Source organism: Aquincola sp. J276 (assembly GCF_024700035.1).
Taxonomy (GTDB): Bacteria; Pseudomonadota; Gammaproteobacteria; order Burkholderiales; family Burkholderiaceae_C; genus Aquincola; species Aquincola tertiaricarbonis.
In genome coordinates this window covers 1,035,133-1,053,578 of record NZ_JAJONC010000001.1, presented here as the reverse complement: position 1 = coordinate 1,053,578, position 18,446 = coordinate 1,035,133, and the positions used below count along the sequence as shown (strand labels likewise).

Below are 18,446 nucleotides of genomic sequence, written 5' to 3'. Positions count from 1 at the left end.
CCATCTGGGATCGAAGTGCTTGACTCTAAACCGACTTCAGGGTTTCCAATGCCTGCAACCCATCAAGGAAAGCCACTGTGAGCACCCCCCCACTCTCCAACTCCTGACGCTGCAGCAGCCAAGCCTGCCGATGCCTGCGGCGCTTGCCACGGCGATGCGCCCGCTGCGGGCACGCTCCCCGGCGCGGATTTGACCGCCGGTGGGGCCCGCTTTCGCGTACCGACGATGGACTGTGCCAGCGAGGAGTCGGAAATCCGGCGCGCAGTCGAGCACATCACCGGTATCCGCGCGATGACCTTCCAGCTGGGTCAGCGCACGATGGCCATCGACGCACCGGCGATTTCCGTCGAACAAGCCCTGGTTGCGATCCGCAAAGCCGGCTTCGATCCGCAACCCATCCAGGACAAGGGAGACGACGCGGCGACGAGTTCTGAGGCCGGAGCCGACGGCCATGACCATGGCGCCGGCTCGGGCGGCGCATGGCGGCTGGGTGGCGCCTTGCTGCTCGCCATCGGCGCGGAGGTGCTTGGTTTCTTCGCTCCGGACACGCAGGTCTGGAAGGCCGCAGGCCTGGCTCTGGCGGCTGCCGCCATCTGGCTGGCTGGCTTCGACGTCTACAAGAAAGGTCTGACGGCACTGCGCCATGGGCGGCTGAACATCAATGCGCTGATGACGGTGGCCGTGACCGGCGCCTTCCTGATCGGCCAATGGCCGGAGGCGGCCATGGTGATGGCGCTGTATGCCATCGCCGAGGCGATCGAGGCGCGGGCCGTCGATCGCGCCCGCAACGCCATCAAGGGCCTGTTGGAAATGGCGCCCGAGGAAGCCCTGGTGCGCCAGGCCGACGGCAGCTGGGCGACCTTGCCGGTGGCCTCCGTGATGCTCGGCGCCGTCGTGCAAGTACGTCCGGGTGAGCGCGTGCCGATGGACGGCGTGCTGTCGGCCGGAAGTTCCAGCATCAACCAGGCGCCGGTCACGGGCGAGAGCATTCCGGTCGACAAGGCGGTCGGCGATCCGGTCTTCGCGGGGACGATCAACGAGACCGGTACCTTCGAATTCGAGGTCAACGCGCTGGCCTCGAACTCGACGCTCGCTCGCATCATCCACGCGGTCGAGCAAGCCCAGGGGACGAGGGCGCCCACCCAGGGCTTTGTCGACCGCTTTGCCGCCGTCTACACGCCGGCGGTCTTCGTCATCGCGCTGGCCGTGGCACTGCTCGGTCCCTGGTTGCTCGACTGGACCTGGCTGGAGGCGGTCTACAAGGCGCTGGTCCTGCTGGTGATCGCCTGCCCCTGCGCCCTGGTGATCTCGACACCGGTGACGATCGTCAGCGGCCTGGCCGCCGCGGCGCGCCGCGGCATCCTGATCAAGGGTGGCATCTATCTGGAGGAAGCCCGCAAGATCAAGGCGATCGCGCTGGACAAGACGGGCACCATCACCGAAGGCAAGCCCAAGCTCGTGGCGTGGGAAGTGATTGGCACCGAGGTCGACGCAGCCACCGCCGAGCATATCGCCGCCGTCCTGGCGGGGCACTCGGACCATCCGGTCTCACGCGCCATCGCCGCCGGCCTGACCCCCAACAACGTCGAGGCCAAGGACTTCAAGGCCATCGCCGGCCGCGGCGTCCAGGCCGACGTCGGCGGAGCCGTCTACGTGCTGGGCAACCACCGCTTGATCGAGGAACGCGGTCAGTGTTCGCCGGCTCTGGAGGCGACCTTGCGCACCCACGAGGAAGCGGGTCGCACGGTCAGCCTGCTGGCATCGAGCGCAGGCCCCATCGCGTTGTTCGCGGTGGCCGACACGATCAAGGCCTCGTCCCGCGAGGCGGTTGCATCGCTCAAAGCCCTGGGCATCACGCCCGTGATGCTGACCGGCGACAACCAGGCGACAGCGACGGCCATCGCGCACGAAGCCGGCATCGATGAAGCGCGCGGGAACCTGCTGCCTGAAGACAAACTGGAGGCCATCAAGACGTTGCAGGCCCAACATGGCCTGACCGCGATGACCGGCGACGGCATCAACGACGCGCCAGCACTGGCGCAGGCCGACATCGGCGTGGCGATGGGTGCCGCCGGCACCGACACCGCCATGGAGGCCGCGGATGTGGTGGTCATGAACGACGATCTGCGCCGGATTGCAGAGACCGTCCGGCTGTCCCGGTCCACACATGCCGTGCTGTGGCAGAACATCACACTGGCGCTGGGTATCAAGGCCGTGTTCCTGGTGCTGGCGGTGTTCGGCAGCGCCACCATGTGGATGGCCATCTTCGCCGACATGGGCGCCAGCCTGCTGGTGGTGGCTAACGGTCTTCGGCTGCTGAAGAAAGGGGAGGTCAAGTGATGTTGAACACGGGGCTGTCTCGCATCGAAGCCTTCGAGGCGGCCATGGCAGAAGCCGGGCAGCACGGGGCCGTGGGCGACGCCAGGAGCGCGTTCGCGGCCCTGGAACGGGCGCATGTGCTCGGCCAGCTCGATTTCGTGCCGCATCTGCGGGTTCACTGGCAGATGCTCCGGGTGGGCTGGTCAGCGGGCGACTGGCGCGAGGTGATCGGTCAGGTTCTGCGCATCGCACTGGTCCCGATCGGACATCTGGTCGGACGCCTGCCGATGGGCAATACCGGCGGCGCGAATGTCAGCGCCTTCAAGCCGATGGCCATCCCGCCTGAACTCAAACGGCTGATCGAGGAACGCGACCGATGACACCGGCGCCGGCTGGTCTCCGTCATCGAGATTGATTGGCGCGGCCATGGCGGCCAGCCCCACGCGTTGGAGGCCGAGCGCAGCGCGCCCTATGAAGCCGAGCAATGCAAGATGCAAGTAGACATCTCCACAGACCTTGAATGTTCGATGGATGACGCGATCACCCATGCTGTGACAACGCGTCTGCTGAACTTTGTCGCCTACCCGCTGGTTCAGTTCACACCGCTCGAACCGTACATCTGGCCCCAGACCTGGGCCGAGGGCACGTACTGGGTCGGCGTGCGCATTTTCGGTTTCGTGCCTTTCGGCAAACAGGCCATCGTGATCTCATACCCCGACTCGGCAGCTGGCTTCCTTCTGCGCGATAACGGCCATAGCGCCCTGGTCAAGGTCTGGGACCACACCATCTCGATCTCCACGGCCAGTGGGCGCACCCGCTATCGGGACACAGTCACCATCGATGCAGGCCTGTTCACGTTGCCGGTTTGGCTGTTCGCCCAGGTTTTCTACCGCCACCGCCAGCGGCGGTGGCGCTTGCTTGCCGGGCGCAGCTTCCGGTAGTGACACTCCGCGAGGCTGCAGTTCCACGGAGGACACGGCCCTTTCAGGGCTGCGCACTTCAACCAGGAATCAGTCATCCCTGAGCGGCATGCGGGCGGCGTCGCGTCGTGTTCCTCAGGGGGACTTTCGGCTGTCGCTGATCCAGTCCGAGGCGGCGAACAGAAGGCCCGAGATCACGAAGGTGAGGTGGATGGCGATCTTCCAACCTATCTGCTCGCCCGTGAGCTGCACACTGATCAAGAAGGCCTTCAGCAGTTCAACTGCAGAGATCGCGACGATGGCGCCAATGAGCTTCATCTTCAGATCCGAGAAGCTGATCTTTCCCATCCAGGCGGGCCGGTCTTCGTGGTCACCGATGCTGAGCTTGGAGACAAAGTTTTCGTAGCCGCTGAAAACGATGATCAACAGCAGGACGGCGATCAGTGCAGTGTCGACGAGCGTCAGTATGGAAATCACCGCATCGTTTTGAACGTAGCCGAAGACGCCCAACAGCAACGACCAAAGTTCCTTGCCGAACTTCAGGAGCAGTACCGCCATGGCGATGATCAGGCCGAGAAAGAAGGGAGCGAGTAGCCAACGACTGGCGAAGATGGCCGACTCAAGGAAGCGCTCGAACGCATTCGGTTTGGACTGCATGGGCGAAGTTCTCTTGCAGGAGCAAGGGGTGGGTTGGTTTCGATGGCCCCGAGATTGTCTGCCTTCGCACGCTTCAGGCCTTAGGGCCAGCGGCCGCAGGGCAACTACCTTGAGGCACTGTCGCCGGCTACGGCTCCGCTTCCCCAGTGGAGACCTGATGGACCTCAAACCGCGATGCGGCAGAACCTCATCGGTCACACCGGCCTGGGCACGGGACAAGCACCGGTGTTCTTCGTCAACGGCACGCCTTTGCGTGGATTGGCTGATCCGCCGTTGCAGCTGATCGTCCAGCAGAAACTCATGACAGCTGGTGTTCTGGGATCGACGTGCCAGCCTGAGGCAAAGTAGCTTCGGCCGGCCGGTCTTTCAAGCTCATGCCAATCGACGAGATGCCCTCGGATGATGCGGCCATGGGCCGCCCTCCGTGCATGCGCGCGATGGCCGCCACGATGGCCAGCCCGAGCCCGTGATTGCGATCCGCGTGGCTGCGCGAGGGATCGCCGCGATAGAAGCGGTCGAACAAGCGCGGAAGGTGACTGGGCTCGATCGCGGTGCCGCGATTGACCACCTGGAACTGCACTTCGCCGGGTGCTGACTGGATGATCTCAACACGCACCGTGGAGCCGCGCTGCGCATAGCGTGTGGCGTTGCCGACCAGATTCGACAGTGCCCGTTGCAGCAACGGGGTGTCGAAGCTGCCTGAGGCGTCGCCGACGATCTCCAGAGCCAGGCCCGCATCCTCGAGCGCAGCTTCATGGTAGTTGCACACCTGCAGCGCCAACGCGGCCAGGCTGGTGGTCGGAACGCGTCGTGCGATGACGCCGCGGTCCGCCTGCGACAGGAACAGCATGTCGTGGACGATGCTGGCAACGCGTTGAAGCTCCTCCAGATTCGAGCCAAGCACCTCGCGCAGTTCAGTGGCATCCCGGGCCTTGCGCAGCGCGAGCTCGGTGCTGCTGATCAGTGTGGCCAGCGGGGTGCACAGCTCATGGGCCACATCGGCGTTGAAGCCTTCCATTTGCACGTAAGCCAGCTCCAGCCGGCCGAGCAACTCGTTGAACTGGGCAATCAGCGGCTCAAGTTCCTCAGGCTGTGCGGAGCCGTCCAGACGCCTGTGCAGCGTGTCGGCAGCAAGTTGGCGGGTCTGATCCACCAGGTCGCGCACCGGGCGCAAGCCCAAGCGCACAAGAAGGAACCCGCCTGCCGACACGAGAAGCGTGCCGGCCAGGGCAGCGAAGGCGAGCGTGAACCCGATACGACGCAGCAGTGCAGCGTCGTCCCGAATGTCCAGCATCAGTACGGCGTCGAGTGTCCCTTGCGCTGGCGCTGGCGCGGGTACTGTGAAACGCGCGACGCGCTGGTCGATCGCTGGGCTTGGCGCAGACCGCCGATAGAACTCTGAACCGTCAGACGCCCGGGTCAGTGCAAGTTCCATGTCTGGGTGCCCGATGAAGAAGTCGTCGAGCTTGTGCTTCAGGGTCGCAACGTCACCATCGCGCGCCGCCTCCGCGAGCAGGTGTCGGAGCTGCACCTGCTTTTGCACCATTTCCTCCGCCTGACGGGACTGGAAGCCCAGGTGCGTCGCGCCATACACCGCGGCACAGACCACGACCAGACCCACGAGGCTCTGCAGGGCCAGCCAGTACGACAGCCGGCGCCCCAACGACCCTATGCGGCTGCGGCTCATATGTCTCGCACCTCCAGCACATAACCCATGCCCCGCACGGTGTGGAGCAGGGTGCCCTCGAAGGGCGCGTCGAGCTTGCTCCGCAGGCGGCGGATGGCGACGTCGACGACGTTGGTGGCGCTGTCGAAATTCATGTCCCACACCTGCTCGGCGATCTCGGTGCGCGACAGGACTTCGCCCTGTCGGCGCACGAATAGCGCGAGCAAGCTGAATTCCTGCGCTGTCAGGTCAAGCCTTCGTCCGGCACGCATCGCTTTGCGGCGTACGAGGTCGATCTCCAGGTCCGCCAGCCCGAGAACAGTCGCGCCCCCCGGGGCGCGTGCTGGGCCGGCGCGCCGCAGCAAACCCTGGATGCGCGCCAGCAGTTCAGAGAAGGCGAAGGGTTTGATGAGGTAGTCGTCAGCACCGCTCTGCAGGCCACGTACCCGATCCTCGACGCGCACGCGGGCGGTCAACATCAGCACCGGCGTCTGCTTGCTCTGCCGCAGGGCGGTAAGCAGGCTCAGGCCATCAATGCCGGGCAACATGCCGTCCAGCACCAGCAGCTCGTAGTCGGACTCCATGGCGAGGTGAAGGCCATCGACACCGTTGTGCGCAACGTCCACCACGAATCCCTCTTCCGTCAGTCCCTTGCGCAGGTAATCGGCCAGCTTGACCTCGTCTTCGATCACCAGCAGCTTCATTGCGCGCTGCCCTCCGTGAGACCCGGCCAACAACCTGTCCGAACTGTCATCTGCCGGACCTGTCTCTGTTGGAGCGCGATTTTTAGATTACTGCTCATGCCGTCAGGCATCCCGCTGCAGGTTGCTTGCGGGAACTTCCCAACCAAGGAATGGACACCATGAGCTCGTTCAAGTTTGCGTTCGCCACCGTTGCCGTCATCACCGCCGTCGCTCTGCCAGGCTTGTCGCAGGCCACGTCGCTCTACCACGCTGCCGACGGCGAAGCCGGATTCACGTACCACCCAGACCATGCCAAGAACGGCAAGACGCGCGCCGAGGTGCTGGCTGAACTCGACGCCGCCCGGAAGGACGGCACGCTCGCGCAGATGCAGCGCAACGCACCCGTGACCGTCAGAAGCACCGGTCCGGGCAAGACGCGTCAGGAAGTCCTCAACGAGATGCGCAACGAATCCCCTGAAGCACGGCGGGAACGCCTGGAAATGACGGCTTTCTGAGCGGTCGAGGATCTTGGGAGGCGGCGAACCGGGTCCGTTGGCAGGCCAACTCGCCGCTTGCGTTTCGCGGCGCCCGGATACCTCCGGGGACAACGGCGCTGCTGGTGGCTGTCGCTCTGCTCTTGCGCAGTGCCTTTGCTGCCATCCGACACACAGACTCCACGTGCTAAGGGCGCCTTCCGCGGCCAGAGGCGTTGCCGCCGTCCCAGCGCCCTGAGTCTCTTCGGTTACGTTGCCGGCGGCTACCGGGTTGGGCAAGCAGCAGCTTGGACGCCGGTCCTTCGTTCGATACTTTGCCGTCATTCGATGCTCCAGTGTTGATAACAACTCACGGGAGACCGGCAAGCGGCGACCAAGAGGTCGCGTCGAGCCTGAATGCGCCGCATGCTGCGGCACGAACTTAGGCGCGAACGGGCTTCAAAGAAGGGAGAGACCCGCCTCGCCGATCAGCCGAGGGGCAGCCACTGAGGGCGTTCGGGTCGGGTCGGCGCGTATGCGCCTTCGGCTTCTTCAAGGATGGCGCTGGGGTGCGCCGTCGAGAGCAAGCCGGGCAGAGCCGACGGCAGCGTGAGCATCGCGCTGCAAGTGCCGTGACAGTGGCCGCAGTCCAGGTCCATGGCGCCGGGCGCCTTGTCGCCCTGGACATCGGCGCTTGCAGCCAGGTCAGTATCCGGCGCGGCGTTGCCGCCCACGTCCGCATGGTGCTCGTGCTCGTGGTGCCCGAAGTGCTCGACTGCGGCCTGGGTCTCGTGTCCGCAATACGAAGCTACGGTCGCCCAGCTGAACTGGAACGGCAGAAGGGCAAGCAGGAGGATGGCGAGGATTCGACGCACGGGTAGGAGTCTAGCGGCTACGGGGTTGGCCTCGTCCCGTCCAAAGCGACCGGGCTGTGGGGTTTCACCACTGCCAGGCGCGGACACGCGCGACGTTGCGGTTCATCGCATGGCGGATGACGCGTTCGTACAGCCAGCGCTTGAGGCCCGAGAGGTTGGACCCGCGGCGCGCGTAGAACGCGTCTGGGCTGTCGAAGATGCCGAAGTCGTCGGCGATGCCTTCCTTCTGGATGTAGGTGTCCTGCCCGCGCCACTCGACGCTGGGCGCCGACAGGTCGGGCGTGGCGGCGCCGTAGCCGCAGAAGCGGCGCGCCTGCGGAAAGCGGCGCTGCAGGCTGGCCAAGTAGGGCGCGTCGAGGATGAAGCCTTCCAGCGCGATCCAGCGGCCCTCCAGACTCACCTCGACCCAGCTGTGGATGATGCGTTGCGGGGCCAGCCAGTAGGCCAGGCCGGTGATTGCGCCCTTCTGTAGCGGCTTGTCGATCGTGAAGCCGTGGAAGCGGCAGGGGATGCGCACCGCGCGCAGCAAGGCCATCAGCAGCGTGCTCTTGGTGTTGCACTGGCCGATGCCGTCGGCCAGCACCGTGGGTGCCGGCAATTCGTCGCCTTTGTGGTAGCCAAAGGCGATCTCGTTGCGGACGAAGTCGTAGACGGCGCCGATGCGGTCGTAGGGGCTGAGGGTTCGCCAGCCGCGGCGGGCGACCAGGGCCTCAATGTCCGGGTCTTGAACATCCAGCAGCGGCGTTGCTGCCAACAGGGGGTGCATGGCGTCGGACATGGCCATCTTCCTCTCAAGCGTGCGCCGGCACGGGGCGCAGTTCTGCCCGGGCCTGCTGGATGACGGAGCGCGCGGCGGTCAGCGCGAGCACGCCCATGATCGCGGCGACAGCCAGGTCAGGCCAGCCGCTGCCGGTGCCGAAAACGCCCAGGGCTGCAGCCATCACCGCCAGGTTGCCGATGGCGTCGTTGCGGCTGCACAGCCACACCGAGCGCATGTTGGCGTCGCCCTCGCGCCAGGCGTAGAGCATCGCGGCCACCGACACGTTGGCCACCAGCGCCAGGGCGCCGATCGCGCCCATCGTCACCGGCTCGGGCACGGTGCCAGCGGCGGCCGACCAAGCGGCCCGGCCGAGTACGAACACACCGAAGGCGCCCATGGTCAGGCCCTTGAAGAGCGCGACGCGTGCGCGCCAGGTCAGCGCCATGCCGAAGACCAGCAAGGAGATGCCGTAGTTGGCCGCGTCGCCGAAGAAGTCGACCGCGTCTGCCAGCAGCGAGACCGAGCCGGCCTGCAGGCCGCCAGCGAGTTCGATGCCGAACATCGCTGCGTTGATGAACAGGGCCGCCCACAGCACGCGGCGGTAGCGCGGGCTCTGGCTGGCGGGTGGGGCGGCGCAGCCGTGGCTGCAGCATGAGTCACTCATTGGGGGCTTTCGGGTATCGATGTCCGCATTTGAAACCCTGTAGCCGCTCCAGAGTCAAGCGGCTATGCTGCGATTCTTTGACCGTCATTCCCGGCACCTTGAGAGACACGACCCATGTTCGACTTCCTTCGCGTCACAGGACTGTTCTTCATCACCGCGGTCGCTGAGATCGTCGGCTGCTACCTGCCCTGGCTGGTGCTGACGCAGGGCCGTCCGGTCTGGTGGCTGCTGCCGGCGGCAGCGTCGCTGGCGGCGTTCGCGTGGCTGTTGACCTTGCATCCCAGCGCCGCGGGCCGCACCTATGCGGCCTACGGCGGCGTCTATGTCGTCGTCGCGCTGCTCTGGCTGTGGCGCGTCGATGGCGTCGTACCGACGCGATGGGACCTAGTAGGTGGCGCCATCTGCCTGGCCGGCATGGCGGTCATCGCCCTGCAGCCCAGGGCTGCAGGCTGAAGAAGGGACACAGTTATGAAGTTCGGCGAACTGGCCCTGGCGACGCAGACCCAGGTCGAGACCATCCGCTACTACGAGCGCGAGGGCCTGTTGCCTGCGGCCGGGCGCACGGAGGGCAACTACCGCATCTACACACCCCAGCATGCCGAGCGGTTGGCGTTCATCCGCCAGTGCCGCAGCCTGGACATGGCGCTCGACGAAGTGCGGGTGCTGCTCCGATTCAAGGATCAGCCGCTGGCCGACTGCGGCGAAGTGAACCGCCTGCTCGACGAGCACATCGGTCACGTGGCCGAGCGGATCAAGGCCCTGCGCGCCCTGGAGAAGGAACTGCGCGCGCTGCGAGCCGCCTGCCCGGTGCCACATGCGGCTGCCGACTGCGGCATTCTCCAGGGCATCGATCACGCGGGCGCCAAGCCTGCGGCTGCGTCCAGGCGCCACGTGCGCGGTACGCACTGAGTAGTGCCCGCCCCGCCGCCCTGCCGTCCGTCGACCTCTACAATTGGCGTTGTACCCGTCATTGGGGAGTAGCCGCCCTGCGCCCGCAGGGGCTTGCGTCAACACACTTGGCCCTCACGGTCATGGCGCAAGCAGCTTCAAGCCTGGCAAGACCGTTGACTGCACTGCCTCCGGATGGGCCGGGGATGCCGTGCAGTCTTCGTCTTCGCTGGCCCTTGGAGTTCGTGTGGTAGCTTTCCTTGTCTCGACGGGCGTGGTCGCCCTGGGTGAAATGGGCGACAAGACACAGTTGCTGGCGATCGTGCTGGCGGCGGCCTTCCGCAAGCCCATCCCCATCGTCCTCGGCATCCTGGTGGCCACCCTGGCCAACCATGCGGCGGCGGGCGCCGTCGGCGGCTGGGTGGCCCAGGCGCTGGGCCCCGACATCCTGCGCTAGGTCATCGGTGTGTCGTTCCTGGCCATGGCGGGCTGGATCCTGATCCCGGACAAGATCGATGGCGAGGCAGCTGGCGGCACGCGGCGCTTCGGCGTCTTCGGCACGACTGTCGTTGCCTTCTTTCTCGCGGAGATGGGCGACAAGACGCAGATCGCCACCGTGGCGCTGGCGGCGCGCTACCCCGACATCATTCAGGTGGTACTGGGCACGACCCTCGGCATGATGCTGGCGAACGTGCCCGCGGTGTTCCTGGGAGACAGGATCGCGAAGAAGGTCTCCATGCCATTGGTCCACGGCATCGCTGCGGCGATCTTCGCCTTCCTCGGTGTCCTGACGCTCTTCAATGTCGGACGATTGTTCTGAGGGCCCGCTCGCGTGTGCGTGGCCTGCCAGGCGGCAAGGCAGATGCAGTGGCTTTCGGAGGGTGGGCTTGCCGTGTCGACCCACGCTACCACGTCGTTCTCGCCGTCAAGGTCTGCGCGCTCGCTCAGGCGAGCGCTTGCGGCCTGCGGCCGTCTTCGAACCCTGACAGCTGCGCTGCGGCGTGGTGCTCCGGTCTCGGGCAGTCCCGCCCGACACAGACCGGAGTTCGCCATGTCGTTGTCTTCCACTTCTTCCGTTGTCGCTGTCGATGCGCTGCTGGTGCGCGATGTCGATGGCCAGTACCGTCCTGCGCTTGCCGAGGAGGTGCTGTCGCAGGCGCGGCGCGTGTTGTCGCATCGTGTGCGGCGCGGTGCCACGATGTCGTCGCCGCAGGCGGTGAAGGATCACCTGCGCCTCGAGATCGGGGTGCTGGAGCACGAGGTGTTCTGCGTGCTGTTCCTCGATGCGCAGCACCGGATCATCGAGCTGAAGCAGATGTTCCGCGGCACAGTGACGCAGACCTCGGTGTATCCGCGTGAGGTGGTCAAGGAGGCGCTCGGGGTGAACGCTGCGGCGGTGATCCTGGCCCACAACCATCCCTCGGGCGCTGCCGAACCGAGTCGTGCCGATGAGTTCTTGACGCAGACGCTGAAGACGGCGCTGGCGCTGGTCGACGTGCGGGTGCTCGATCATCTGGTCGTGGCGTGTGCCGACGTGACCAGCTTTGCGGAGCGCGGGCTGCTCTGAACGACCCGCTGTGCGGGGCCTGCGCGGTGACGGTCCCGCACCGCCGCCGCGGGTGCCGCGGCAACTTCGGCGGGCGTCGCTGACGCTCGCCTGAGGCGCTGCCCACGGCCGCTCAGGCTACCCGCTCCTCGGACTGCATCAGGGCTTCGATCAATGGGCAGTTCACCTTGCGCTTCGTCGTCGAGCAGCGGCTCACCAGGTCTTGCAGGGCCGCTTCGAGGACCCGCAGAGCCTGCAGTCGTTGCCGCACGTCCGCGAGCTTGTGCTCGCCGATCTGTCGTGCTGCCGAACAGTCTCGGCCATCGTCGAGCGACAGCAGCGCGTGCACGTCGTCGAGCGTGAAGCCCAGCGACTGCGCCCGCTTGATGAAGCGGAGGCGCGTCAGAGCCGATGGCGTGTACTTGCCGATCCCGCCCGCCGGGCGGTCGGGGATGGCCAGCAGTTCGCGGCGCTGGTAGTAGCGAACCGTCTCGACGTTGACTCCGGCCGCGGCGGCCAGCTGGCCGATCGTCATCTGTTCCGTCATGGGCTTGACTCCGTACTCAGGTACGTATCTAGACTAGCCGCAATCGATCCCTACAGAAACAGGCATGTCACGTCCCTGGACGACTTCAGGCTCGCTGCTGGGCGGCGTCGCCGCTGCCATCGGCGCGTCGGCCTGCTGCGCCGGTCCTTTGCTGCTGGTGGTACTCGGCGTCGGTGGCGCGTGGGGTTCGCGGCTGGTGGCCCTGGAGGTCTACCAGCCTTACTTCGTCGCGGCTGCCTTGGCGTTCTTCGGCTACGCGTTCTTCAAGCTGTACCGCAGGCCCGAGGACTGTGCGCCCGGCGAAGTCTGCGCCATCCCCGTGGTGCGCTGGCGGCAGCGCGTCATTTTTTGGGTGGTCGCCGCTGCGGCAGGGGCCCTGATGGCGTTTCCGCTGTACGCGACGCTCTTTTACTGAGATCACTCCATGAAGTTCATTCCTGTCCTGTTTGCTGGCCTGATCGTTTCCGCAGGCGTCTTGGCCGCCGGTTCCCGCACCGTCACGTTGGACGTGACCAAGATGGACTGCGCGGTGTGCCCGATCACCGTGCGAAAGGCCCTCGAGAAGGTGCCCGGCGTGGACACCGCCAAAGTGGACTTCAAGACCAGGCGCGCGATCGTCGCCTTCGACCCCGCGAAGACCTCGCCCGAGGCTTTGACCCGGGCGACGGCCGACGCTGGGTTCCCGTCGTCGGTGAAGCCGGATCAGTGACGTGACTGCGATCGTTCTTCAATCGGTCCTCACGTGTCCGCAGTGCGGGCATGCCAAGGAAGAGACGATGCCGACCGACGCCTGCCAATGGTTCTACGAGTGCGAGAACTGCAAGGCGGTGCTGCGTCCCAAGGCGGGCGACTGCTGTGTGTTCTGCTCGTACGGCACGAACAAGTGCCCGCCCATCCAGGCCGATGGTTCTTCGTGCTGCGCGAGCTGAGCGCTTGACGGGCTGCCTGAATCTCTGGATGCCTACGGCACATGGATACACCCGGTCGGTACGTTCAGCGCGGCGGGACGACATGATCCCTGGCGGCCTTCCGGGCGGCGTTCTGATCTTCATCGGCGTCAGGGCGTACCAGGGGAGGGCAGATGATCCCGATGTCGGGTCTGCATCCAGGTCTCTGTGGGCCCGGGCGTGTCCCCGCTGCGCGGGGCCGGGCCGTTGCGCTGCGCGTCGAGCCACCGGGGTACCAGCGTCTCGCCCCTTGACGGGCTGCCGTCCCTCACGCAACACGGTCAGGCCGGCGCCGCCGGCTGGGACACGTGGCGGCCCTTTCCCGTGCCCGGGGATCGCGGGCCCTGATTCCTTCACGCTGCGCGTGAACGACGCCCGCTTGGCGATCGGGCCGGCTCGCAGGTCGCTGCGCTCCGCTCGGTGCTCTGCCGTCCCGAACGCCACCCCGGTCACCCGCCAAGCCCGGAGCCGGGCCGCTGAAAGCCGGGTGCAATGAAGTGCACGCAGCGGCTGCGCCGCTGCAAAGCCAGCGATCAGCGGCTCGACCACCGCGCCATTCGCTGCGCTCGGTGTCACGTCGGCCGCAGAGCCGCCGCTGCTCGTGAATGTTCGGTCGGCTTCGCTGCAACCGCTGCGCCAGGCGAGCTGGCACATCGGCCGCGACGCTGCGCCGCCCGTGGGGAGGTGGCAGCCCGTGCGCCAGTCGTCCCACCGCGCTCCCCCCACGCGCCCCGTCGAATTGCGAGGGGGACTTGTGGGGGGATCTTCAAGCGGTGGGCCGGGTAACTGGCTCACTGCTTCGGCTGCGAGGAACCCCACCCATCCCCAACCCCTTCCCGTGAGGGAAGGGGCCATGCCCACCCCCCGCCCGCCCGTGGGCGGGAGCGAGGAAGTCCGAGCGAGAGGATCAGTTTTCAGGGAACCCTGACCGGGGCCCGGCTGGTTGCTCTCGTTTGGAGATCGTCATGGCAAACGTTTCTGTCATCCAGCGTCACGCGCACCTGGCCGGGGCCGTCAAGCTCGAATTCGTCAACGGCCGCGAGGGCAAGATCGCCAAGGGCGTGTTGACCGCAATCAGCAACACCCGGCGCGGTTCGGGTGACGCCCGCGAGGAGGAGTCCACCGCGATTCAGTGGACTCTCTGGGGCAAGCAGGCCGAGAACGCCGCCGAGTACCTGGGCAAGGGCTCGCACGTCAACATCGTCGGGCGCCTCCGCAACAACAACTACGAGAAGGACGGCGAGACCGTCTACGGGATGGCGTTCACGGCCGAGGAGATCGACTACCTCGACAGCCGCGCCGAATCCGAAGCCCGCCGCAACGGTGGTCTCGGTGCCGAGAGCGGCACGAGCAGCGCCGAGCGACCGGCGCCGGCCGCCAGCACCCGCAAGCCCCGCAACGCGCGCCAGCCGGCGCACGCCGACGCCTGAACCCTCATCGGGTGGGCGTGAGGCAGACGAGCCGCGCCCGCCCTTCGACCCTCATTCAACGATCGAAGGAAACCATCATGTACTCGACCCCGACCCTGGCGACCCGCTTTGCCCGCAACACCCGCGTGATGCGCGGCGACCAGCCCCTGAGCGAAGACCAGATGCGCGCCGCGGCGCCGTCCATCTTCGCAGAGGGCAAGCACGCGAGCCGCTCCGAGCGCTACACCTACATCCCCACCATCGATGTCCTGCGCGGCCTGCGCAAGGAGGGCTTCGAGCCCTTCATGGTCGCCCAGGGCGCCAGCCGCGTCGAAGGCAAGGCGGAGTTCACCAAGCACATGATCCGCATGCGCCACGCCAGGCAGGTGCAGACCCGGCCCGAAGCGAACGAGATCATCCTGATCAACAGCCACGACGGCGCCAGCTCGTACCAGATGCTGGCAGGCATGTTCCGCTTTGTCTGCTGCAACGGCCTGGTGGTGGGCGAAGTGGTGGAGGACATCCGCATCCCGCACAAGGGCAACATCCAGGGCGAAGTGATCGAAGGCGCGTTCCGGGTGCTCGACGAGTTCGAGGCGGTGAACGAGCACACCGAGGCGATGAAGGCGCTGCAGCTCCAGCCGCCCGAGGAGATCGCCTTCGCGACGGCCGCCCTGGCGCTCCGCTTCGGCGAGCGCGGCGTGGAGGAGACGGGCGGCCACAAGCCCGCGCCCGTCACGGCCGAGCAGCTGATCGAGGCGCGCCGGCCCGAGGACATCGGCCACAGCCTGTGGACCACCTTCCAGCGCGTGCAGGAGAACGTGATCCGCGGCGGGCAGCCTGGCCGCAGCGCTCAGGGGCGCCGGCTGCAGACCCGGCCGGTCGGCAGCATCGACCGGGGCGTGAGCCTGAACCGTGCGCTGTGGATGCTGGCCGAGGAGATGCGCAAGCTGAAGGGCTGAACGCAGGCCGAGCGCGCCAGATTCGGCCTCGAATCTGGCGCGCTGTCCGTGCCGCACCGGCCCGACCATCGGGCTGGTCTTCCCACACGGTCCGAGGAGGCGCCGATGAGTCCCGATGCGATCGAAGCCGCGCTCACGGAATTCGACACCCGGTCGCGCCAGGCGACCCAGGCAGGAGCGCAGGCGTTCGCGCGCCTGCTCAAGCTGGCCGAGGAGCGCGACTCCGGCCAGATTCCGCGCGTCGCGCGCTTCCTGGCCGCGACCTACAACGGCCGGGCCTTCAAGTTCGACCTGTTCGAGCTGCGCGCCGTCGACATCGCCATCAGCGACGACATGCTGTGCTGCCTCGACGCGCTGCGCTGGGGCCGGGCCGACCTGCACACGCTCATTCCCGATGGGGACGCCCGCGTGCGCGCCGTCATCGAGGGCTGGGGCCTGCGCTGGCCGGAAGGATCTTGATTGCGCGGCGGCCTATCGCCCCAGCATCGACCGCCACGCGCGCTTCGCCGCGAGACGAGCTGTACGGCCGCTCGCCGGCCTCCACTGCGTGTCGGCCGGCTCGCGTGGCCCGGCGGCACCCCGTCGAGGGGTGCACGCCAGGCAACCGGGAGCCTGCGCTGCGTCGACGCTGCTGCCCCCATCTGGCGGTGGGCAGACGGTCCGCGTAGAATGCATCGCAACTGCAACGCACTGACTGCCCACCATGAAATCCGCCACCCTGCCGTCGCTGCGCGTGGAGCCCGAACTGCGCGAAGCCGCCGAGAGCGTGCTCCAGGAAGGCGAGACGCTGTCGGGATTCATCGAGGCATCGGTGAGGGAGACGATCCAGCGACGCCGCGTCCGTGCCGAGTTCATCGCGCGTGGTCTGGCCTCGCGCGAGGAGGCCAAGCGCACGGGTGTGTACATCGACGCCGACGTGGTTCACGCCGAGCTTGCCAAGAAGCTGGCCCAGGCCCGAACGAGGCTGCAGAAGAAGGCCCGTGCGTGAGCTTTGTCGTCCGGTACAGCGCGTCGGCCCGGCATGACCTGACGCGGCTCTACGAGTACCTGCTCGATCGCGCCACGTCGGTCGAGGACCTCGATCTCGCCGAGCGGGCCCTAGGGGCGATCACCGGCGCGGTCGAGAGCCTGAGGCGCTCGCCGTTCATCTACCGCAAGGCCGACGAAGACCCTTTCCTGCGCGAACTGCTCATCCCCTTTGGAAGCAGCGGCTACGTGACGCTCTTCGAGATCGAGGATGCAGCGACGGTGACTGTCCTGGCCGTGCGTCACCAGCTCGAGGACGATTACCACTGACGCCAACAGCGGTGCGGCGGTTCGCCATGGGGCCGGTTCCCTTTGTCCGATGTGTCCCGCCTGGCGGGTCAAGCGCGCTCAACGCGCCCACATCATGACGGCCACCGTCCAGGTGACGGCGGAAGCGGTCGCCGCAGCCGCCGCATGCGTCAGCCATGGCTCCCAGCGCCGTCGCGGCGACTCCGCCCGTGGCTGCGCAGCCGACTGGAGCCGCTGCAGCGTGGCGCCGAGCTCCGCACCGAGCGCCACGCGCGCGGCGTCGGCCATCGCCCGCGCCTGCAGCTCGACCGAGCGCCTCGCCGCCTCGTCAGTGCGTACGAGGACGTGCTTGACTGCCTGGACCTTGGCCCGTTCGGTGAGCGCCGTCACCTGGGCTTCAAACGCGGCCAGCTGCCCCGCGAGTCCGCTGTGCGCATCGGCGAGCGCCTGGCGCGACTGATCCAGCGCCGGTGCCAGTGCCTCGACCTGTCGCAGCAGCTTGGCCGCGTCATCGAGGGCCTCGGCAATGAGCGCCTCCCGCGTCGTGCTGGGATGCGTCATGCCGTCGGTGTCGCCTGCTGGCACGACGGGAGGCGATGCAGCTCCAGCGCTGCGAAGCACGCGTCGAGTTCGGGGATGACGCCCCGGGCCAGGCGGCGGGTTGCCAGACGCTGCGCCAGCGCCAGCTTGTCCGGCTGTGCAGCGGCATTGGCAATCGCGGCCTTGTAATCGGTGCCGTCGGCCGCAAGCTCGGCGAGCGACTGGCCGCTGCCGCGGACGAGCGCGTACACCTCGTTGAACGAGATGCACGCTGCCGCGCAGGTCTGGGCTACGCCGGTCGAGGCGCAGTAAGCGAGAAGCGTTTCGAAGGTGCGCTCGATCGGACTGTCGTCGTCGACCTGGTTGAAGACTACCCGAAGGCGCTCCGGCGGCACGCCGATGCGTGACAGTTCCGCCAGCGTGGCGGCCGTGTCCTGCTGCTGCTTGCGCGCCGGCACGGTGGGAACGACAAAGCCGTCGAAGTCCTCCTGGCTGTCCTGGTAGCGCCGCATCAGCCTGAGCAGCTCCTCGACGTTGCTCGCGCCGACATCGACAACCACGTCGTCGACGCTCTGCAGGAACTCCTGAAGCTGGGCGAACTGACGCCCGCGGATCGTGACCGGCTGACCGTCGTCGGCGTTGATGCTCTCCACCGCGACGACCTGACAGCCGGGAATGCGCGGGGCGAGCAGGTGACGGGCTACTGTCGTCTTTCCTACGTTGCCCGAGAAGTTGATGACGGCTAGTTTCATGGGGACTCCTTGGCAGCGAAGAGGGGGTTGCTCGGGTGGGCGTTGAAGAAGGCTTCGGCGCTTTCCTTGCCGCTGATGCGGTCGGCCGATGTGCTGGTACGGGCGTCGCGCCTAATGGCGGGTGATGCGGGGCCTGATGAAGAGGCAGGTTCCGAGGCATGGGCCGACGCACCTGGCGCGGGAGCTGGCTGCGACGCGCGTCGATGTCCTCCAGCTTCGGCCGCCGACGCGGCTGCCGGCGGATGCCCTGCAGCCCTGGCCGCCTCCCGTTGGACCGTGCTGTTGCTCACGCACACGCCGGCGGCCCCCGCGCTTCGCGGATCGCCTCGAAGGTGTAGCCCTGCGCCCTGAGTTGAAGGATCTCGGAAGAGAACGATCGAGCCTTGCGCGCGTTCGGGCCCGGAGGGCGGACGGGGACCAGGTTCATCGGCTCCTCTCCGAGTCAGTCGCTATGCAGTAGCTGTGCAAGCGCTGCGCTGTTTGTGCAACGGCTGACCACCAATTGGTCAGTCTTGTGCATCGTTTACTCATCGCCTAACCACTGCGTACGCATCGCCTAGGCA

Annotated in this window: 24 protein-coding genes, 2 pseudogenes and 1 riboswitch; of the genes and pseudogenes, 16 read left to right on the top strand and 10 right to left on the bottom strand. The window is 66.9% G+C overall.

Going from position 1 to position 18,446, the window contains the following annotated elements; translation table 11 throughout:
• Positions 1-210: 210 nt before the first annotated feature.
• The 3 genes and pseudogenes from LRS14_RS04850 to LRS14_RS04840 all read left to right on the top strand — a co-directional run.
• Positions 211-2,340: pseudogene (locus tag LRS14_RS04850) on the top strand (heavy metal translocating P-type ATPase); the annotation flags it as partial.
• Positions 2,340-2,699 carry a DUF3703 domain-containing protein gene (locus LRS14_RS04845; protein WP_056321183.1) on the top strand — a complete coding sequence of 120 codons (360 nt, stop codon included), beginning with the start codon at positions 2,340-2,342 and terminating at the stop codon, positions 2,697-2,699. The pseudogene LRS14_RS04850 and the gene LRS14_RS04845, both read left to right, overlap by 1 nt.
• A gap of 66 nt (positions 2,700-2,765) precedes the next feature.
• Complete coding sequence (locus LRS14_RS04840) at positions 2,766-3,260, top strand: hypothetical protein (RefSeq protein WP_257798790.1); 495 nt, start codon at positions 2,766-2,768, stop codon at positions 3,258-3,260.
• Between the two features lie 114 nt (positions 3,261-3,374).
• Here the strand turns inward: LRS14_RS04840 and LRS14_RS04835 are convergent, their stop codons facing one another.
• From LRS14_RS04835 to LRS14_RS04825, 3 genes are all read right to left on the bottom strand, one after another.
• Positions 3,375-3,896 carry a TIGR00645 family protein gene (locus LRS14_RS04835; protein ID WP_056321176.1) on the bottom strand — a complete coding sequence of 174 codons (522 nt, stop codon included), beginning with the start codon at positions 3,894-3,896 and terminating at the stop codon, positions 3,375-3,377.
• Positions 3,897-4,194: 298 nt separating this feature from the next.
• Positions 4,195-5,583, bottom strand: coding sequence for a heavy metal sensor histidine kinase (locus LRS14_RS04830; protein ID WP_056321173.1), 1,389 nt, complete (start codon positions 5,581-5,583; stop codon positions 4,195-4,197).
• Complete coding sequence (locus tag LRS14_RS04825) at positions 5,580-6,266, bottom strand: heavy metal response regulator transcription factor (RefSeq protein ID WP_056321170.1); 687 nt, start codon at positions 6,264-6,266, stop codon at positions 5,580-5,582. The genes LRS14_RS04830 and LRS14_RS04825 overlap by 4 nt, the downstream gene beginning before the upstream one ends.
• A 158-nt stretch (positions 6,267-6,424) precedes the next feature.
• On the opposite strand from LRS14_RS04825, the gene LRS14_RS04820 reads away from it, so the two are divergent.
• Complete coding sequence (locus LRS14_RS04820; protein WP_257798789.1) at positions 6,425-6,760, top strand: DUF4148 domain-containing protein; 336 nt, start codon at positions 6,425-6,427, stop codon at positions 6,758-6,760.
• Between the two features lie 446 nt (positions 6,761-7,206).
• On the opposite strand, the gene LRS14_RS04815 is transcribed toward LRS14_RS04820, so the two are convergent.
• From LRS14_RS04815 to LRS14_RS04805, 3 genes are all read right to left on the bottom strand, one after another.
• The gene (locus LRS14_RS04815) at positions 7,207-7,593 is read right to left on the bottom strand and encodes a hypothetical protein (protein ID WP_257798788.1); all 387 of its coding nucleotides are present in this window, start codon (positions 7,591-7,593) and stop codon (positions 7,207-7,209) included.
• A gap of 64 nt (positions 7,594-7,657) precedes the next feature.
• Positions 7,658-8,371 carry a transglutaminase family protein gene (locus LRS14_RS04810; protein WP_257798787.1) on the bottom strand — a complete coding sequence of 238 codons (714 nt, stop codon included), beginning with the start codon at positions 8,369-8,371 and terminating at the stop codon, positions 7,658-7,660.
• A 13-nt stretch (positions 8,372-8,384) separates the two neighbouring features.
• Positions 8,385-9,017: a cation transporter gene (locus tag LRS14_RS04805; protein ID WP_257798786.1), complete on the bottom strand. Its 633-nt coding sequence runs from the start codon at positions 9,015-9,017 to the stop codon at positions 8,385-8,387.
• Positions 9,018-9,131: 114 nt separating this feature from the next.
• Between LRS14_RS04805 and LRS14_RS04800 the strand changes: the two genes are divergently transcribed.
• The 4 genes and pseudogenes from LRS14_RS04800 to radC all read left to right on the top strand — a co-directional run bounded on the left by LRS14_RS04800 (position 9,132) and on the right by radC (position 11,472).
• Positions 9,132-9,470, top strand: coding sequence for a YnfA family protein (locus tag LRS14_RS04800; RefSeq protein ID WP_056321150.1), 339 nt, complete (start codon positions 9,132-9,134; stop codon positions 9,468-9,470).
• 15 nt (positions 9,471-9,485) lie between these two features.
• Entirely contained in the window at positions 9,486-9,926 is a 441-nt protein-coding gene (cadR, locus tag LRS14_RS04795) for a Cd(II)/Pb(II)-responsive transcriptional regulator (protein ID WP_056321144.1), read from the top strand.
• 51 nt (positions 9,927-9,977) lie between these two features.
• Positions 9,978-10,149, top strand: a riboswitch (yybP-ykoY riboswitch).
• Positions 10,150-10,152: 3 nt separating this feature from the next.
• Positions 10,153-10,725: pseudogene (locus LRS14_RS04790) on the top strand (TMEM165/GDT1 family protein).
• A 231-nt stretch (positions 10,726-10,956) separates the two neighbouring features.
• A complete protein-coding gene (radC, locus tag LRS14_RS04785; RefSeq protein ID WP_056321140.1) occupies positions 10,957-11,472 on the top strand; it encodes a DNA repair protein RadC in 516 nt (171 codons plus the stop codon).
• 112 nt (positions 11,473-11,584) lie between these two features.
• On the opposite strand, the gene LRS14_RS04780 is transcribed toward radC, so the two are convergent.
• A complete protein-coding gene (locus LRS14_RS04780) occupies positions 11,585-11,998 on the bottom strand; it encodes a MerR family transcriptional regulator (protein WP_056321135.1) in 414 nt (137 codons plus the stop codon).
• Between the two features lie 64 nt (positions 11,999-12,062).
• Here LRS14_RS04780 and LRS14_RS04775 point away from each other — a divergent pair, with 64 nt between their 5' ends.
• From LRS14_RS04775 to LRS14_RS04740, 8 genes are all read left to right on the top strand, one after another.
• Positions 12,063-12,413, top strand: coding sequence for a mercuric transporter MerT family protein (locus LRS14_RS04775; RefSeq protein WP_056321129.1), 351 nt, complete (start codon positions 12,063-12,065; stop codon positions 12,411-12,413).
• Positions 12,414-12,422: 9 nt separating this feature from the next.
• On the top strand, positions 12,423-12,707 hold the full coding sequence (gene merP / locus LRS14_RS04770) for a mercury resistance system periplasmic binding protein MerP (protein WP_056321124.1): 285 nt from the start codon (positions 12,423-12,425) through the stop codon (positions 12,705-12,707).
• 1 nt (position 12,708) lies between these two features.
• Positions 12,709-12,927, top strand: a complete 219-nt coding sequence (locus LRS14_RS04765; RefSeq protein ID WP_082536003.1) for a GDCCVxC domain-containing (seleno)protein — start codon at positions 12,709-12,711, stop codon at positions 12,925-12,927.
• Between the two features lie 983 nt (positions 12,928-13,910).
• Entirely contained in the window at positions 13,911-14,375 is a 465-nt protein-coding gene (locus LRS14_RS04760; protein ID WP_056321121.1) for a single-stranded DNA-binding protein, read from the top strand.
• A gap of 77 nt (positions 14,376-14,452) precedes the next feature.
• Entirely contained in the window at positions 14,453-15,316 is an 864-nt protein-coding gene (locus LRS14_RS04755; RefSeq protein WP_056321117.1) for a DUF932 domain-containing protein, read from the top strand.
• 105 nt (positions 15,317-15,421) lie between these two features.
• Positions 15,422-15,775, top strand: a complete 354-nt coding sequence (locus LRS14_RS04750) for a hypothetical protein (protein ID WP_056321114.1) — start codon at positions 15,422-15,424, stop codon at positions 15,773-15,775.
• 244 nt (positions 15,776-16,019) lie between these two features.
• On the top strand, positions 16,020-16,304 hold the full coding sequence (locus tag LRS14_RS04745; RefSeq protein WP_011829266.1) for a YlcI/YnfO family protein: 285 nt from the start codon (positions 16,020-16,022) through the stop codon (positions 16,302-16,304).
• Positions 16,301-16,612 carry a type II toxin-antitoxin system RelE/ParE family toxin gene (locus tag LRS14_RS04740; RefSeq protein ID WP_056321111.1) on the top strand — a complete coding sequence of 104 codons (312 nt, stop codon included), beginning with the start codon at positions 16,301-16,303 and terminating at the stop codon, positions 16,610-16,612. Before LRS14_RS04745 ends, LRS14_RS04740 begins: the two co-directional genes overlap by 4 nt.
• 78 nt (positions 16,613-16,690) lie before the next feature.
• On the opposite strand, the gene LRS14_RS04735 is transcribed toward LRS14_RS04740, so the two are convergent.
• The 3 genes from LRS14_RS04735 to LRS14_RS04725 all read right to left on the bottom strand — a co-directional run bounded on the left by LRS14_RS04735 (position 16,691) and on the right by LRS14_RS04725 (position 18,310).
• Complete coding sequence (locus LRS14_RS04735; protein WP_056322094.1) at positions 16,691-17,152, bottom strand: hypothetical protein; 462 nt, start codon at positions 17,150-17,152, stop codon at positions 16,691-16,693.
• Complete coding sequence (gene stbB, locus LRS14_RS04730) at positions 17,149-17,883, bottom strand: StbB family protein (protein ID WP_056321107.1); 735 nt, start codon at positions 17,881-17,883, stop codon at positions 17,149-17,151. The genes LRS14_RS04735 and stbB overlap by 4 nt, the downstream gene beginning before the upstream one ends.
• Positions 17,884-18,169: 286 nt before the next feature.
• Complete coding sequence (locus LRS14_RS04725; protein WP_257798785.1) at positions 18,170-18,310, bottom strand: hypothetical protein; 141 nt, start codon at positions 18,308-18,310, stop codon at positions 18,170-18,172.
• Positions 18,311-18,446: the final 136 nt, after the last annotated feature.

Bases quoted from the DNA above. Each gene is read 5' to 3' on its own strand.
- LRS14_RS04845 (WP_056321183.1), top strand. From the start codon at position 2,340: ATGTTGAACACGGGGCTGTCTCGCATCGAAGCCTTCGAGGCGGCCATG.
- LRS14_RS04835 (WP_056321176.1), bottom strand. From the start codon at position 3,896: ATGCAGTCCAAACCGAATGCGTTCGAGCGCTTCCTTGAGTCGGCCATC.
- LRS14_RS04830 (WP_056321173.1), bottom strand. From the start codon at position 5,583: ATGAGCCGCAGCCGCATAGGGTCGTTGGGGCGCCGGCTGTCGTACTGG.
- LRS14_RS04825 (WP_056321170.1), bottom strand. From the start codon at position 6,266: ATGAAGCTGCTGGTGATCGAAGACGAGGTCAAGCTGGCCGATTACCTG.
- LRS14_RS04820 (WP_257798789.1), top strand. From the start codon at position 6,425: ATGAGCTCGTTCAAGTTTGCGTTCGCCACCGTTGCCGTCATCACCGCC.
- LRS14_RS04810 (WP_257798787.1), bottom strand. From the start codon at position 8,371: ATGTCCGACGCCATGCACCCCCTGTTGGCAGCAACGCCGCTGCTGGAT.
- LRS14_RS04805 (WP_257798786.1), bottom strand. From the start codon at position 9,017: ATGAGTGACTCATGCTGCAGCCACGGCTGCGCCGCCCCACCCGCCAGC.
- LRS14_RS04800 (WP_056321150.1), top strand. From the start codon at position 9,132: ATGTTCGACTTCCTTCGCGTCACAGGACTGTTCTTCATCACCGCGGTC.
- cadR (WP_056321144.1), top strand. From the start codon at position 9,486: ATGAAGTTCGGCGAACTGGCCCTGGCGACGCAGACCCAGGTCGAGACC.
- radC (WP_056321140.1), top strand. From the start codon at position 10,957: ATGTCGTTGTCTTCCACTTCTTCCGTTGTCGCTGTCGATGCGCTGCTG.
- LRS14_RS04780 (WP_056321135.1), bottom strand. From the start codon at position 11,998: ATGACGGAACAGATGACGATCGGCCAGCTGGCCGCCGCGGCCGGAGTC.
- LRS14_RS04775 (WP_056321129.1), top strand. From the start codon at position 12,063: ATGTCACGTCCCTGGACGACTTCAGGCTCGCTGCTGGGCGGCGTCGCC.
- merP (WP_056321124.1), top strand. From the start codon at position 12,423: ATGAAGTTCATTCCTGTCCTGTTTGCTGGCCTGATCGTTTCCGCAGGC.
- LRS14_RS04760 (WP_056321121.1), top strand. From the start codon at position 13,911: ATGGCAAACGTTTCTGTCATCCAGCGTCACGCGCACCTGGCCGGGGCC.
- LRS14_RS04755 (WP_056321117.1), top strand. From the start codon at position 14,453: ATGTACTCGACCCCGACCCTGGCGACCCGCTTTGCCCGCAACACCCGC.
- LRS14_RS04750 (WP_056321114.1), top strand. From the start codon at position 15,422: ATGAGTCCCGATGCGATCGAAGCCGCGCTCACGGAATTCGACACCCGG.
- LRS14_RS04745 (WP_011829266.1), top strand. From the start codon at position 16,020: ATGAAATCCGCCACCCTGCCGTCGCTGCGCGTGGAGCCCGAACTGCGC.
- LRS14_RS04735 (WP_056322094.1), bottom strand. From the start codon at position 17,152: ATGACGCATCCCAGCACGACGCGGGAGGCGCTCATTGCCGAGGCCCTC.
- stbB (WP_056321107.1), bottom strand. From the start codon at position 17,883: ATGAAACTAGCCGTCATCAACTTCTCGGGCAACGTAGGAAAGACGACA.
- LRS14_RS04725 (WP_257798785.1), bottom strand. From the start codon at position 18,310: ATGAACCTGGTCCCCGTCCGCCCTCCGGGCCCGAACGCGCGCAAGGCT.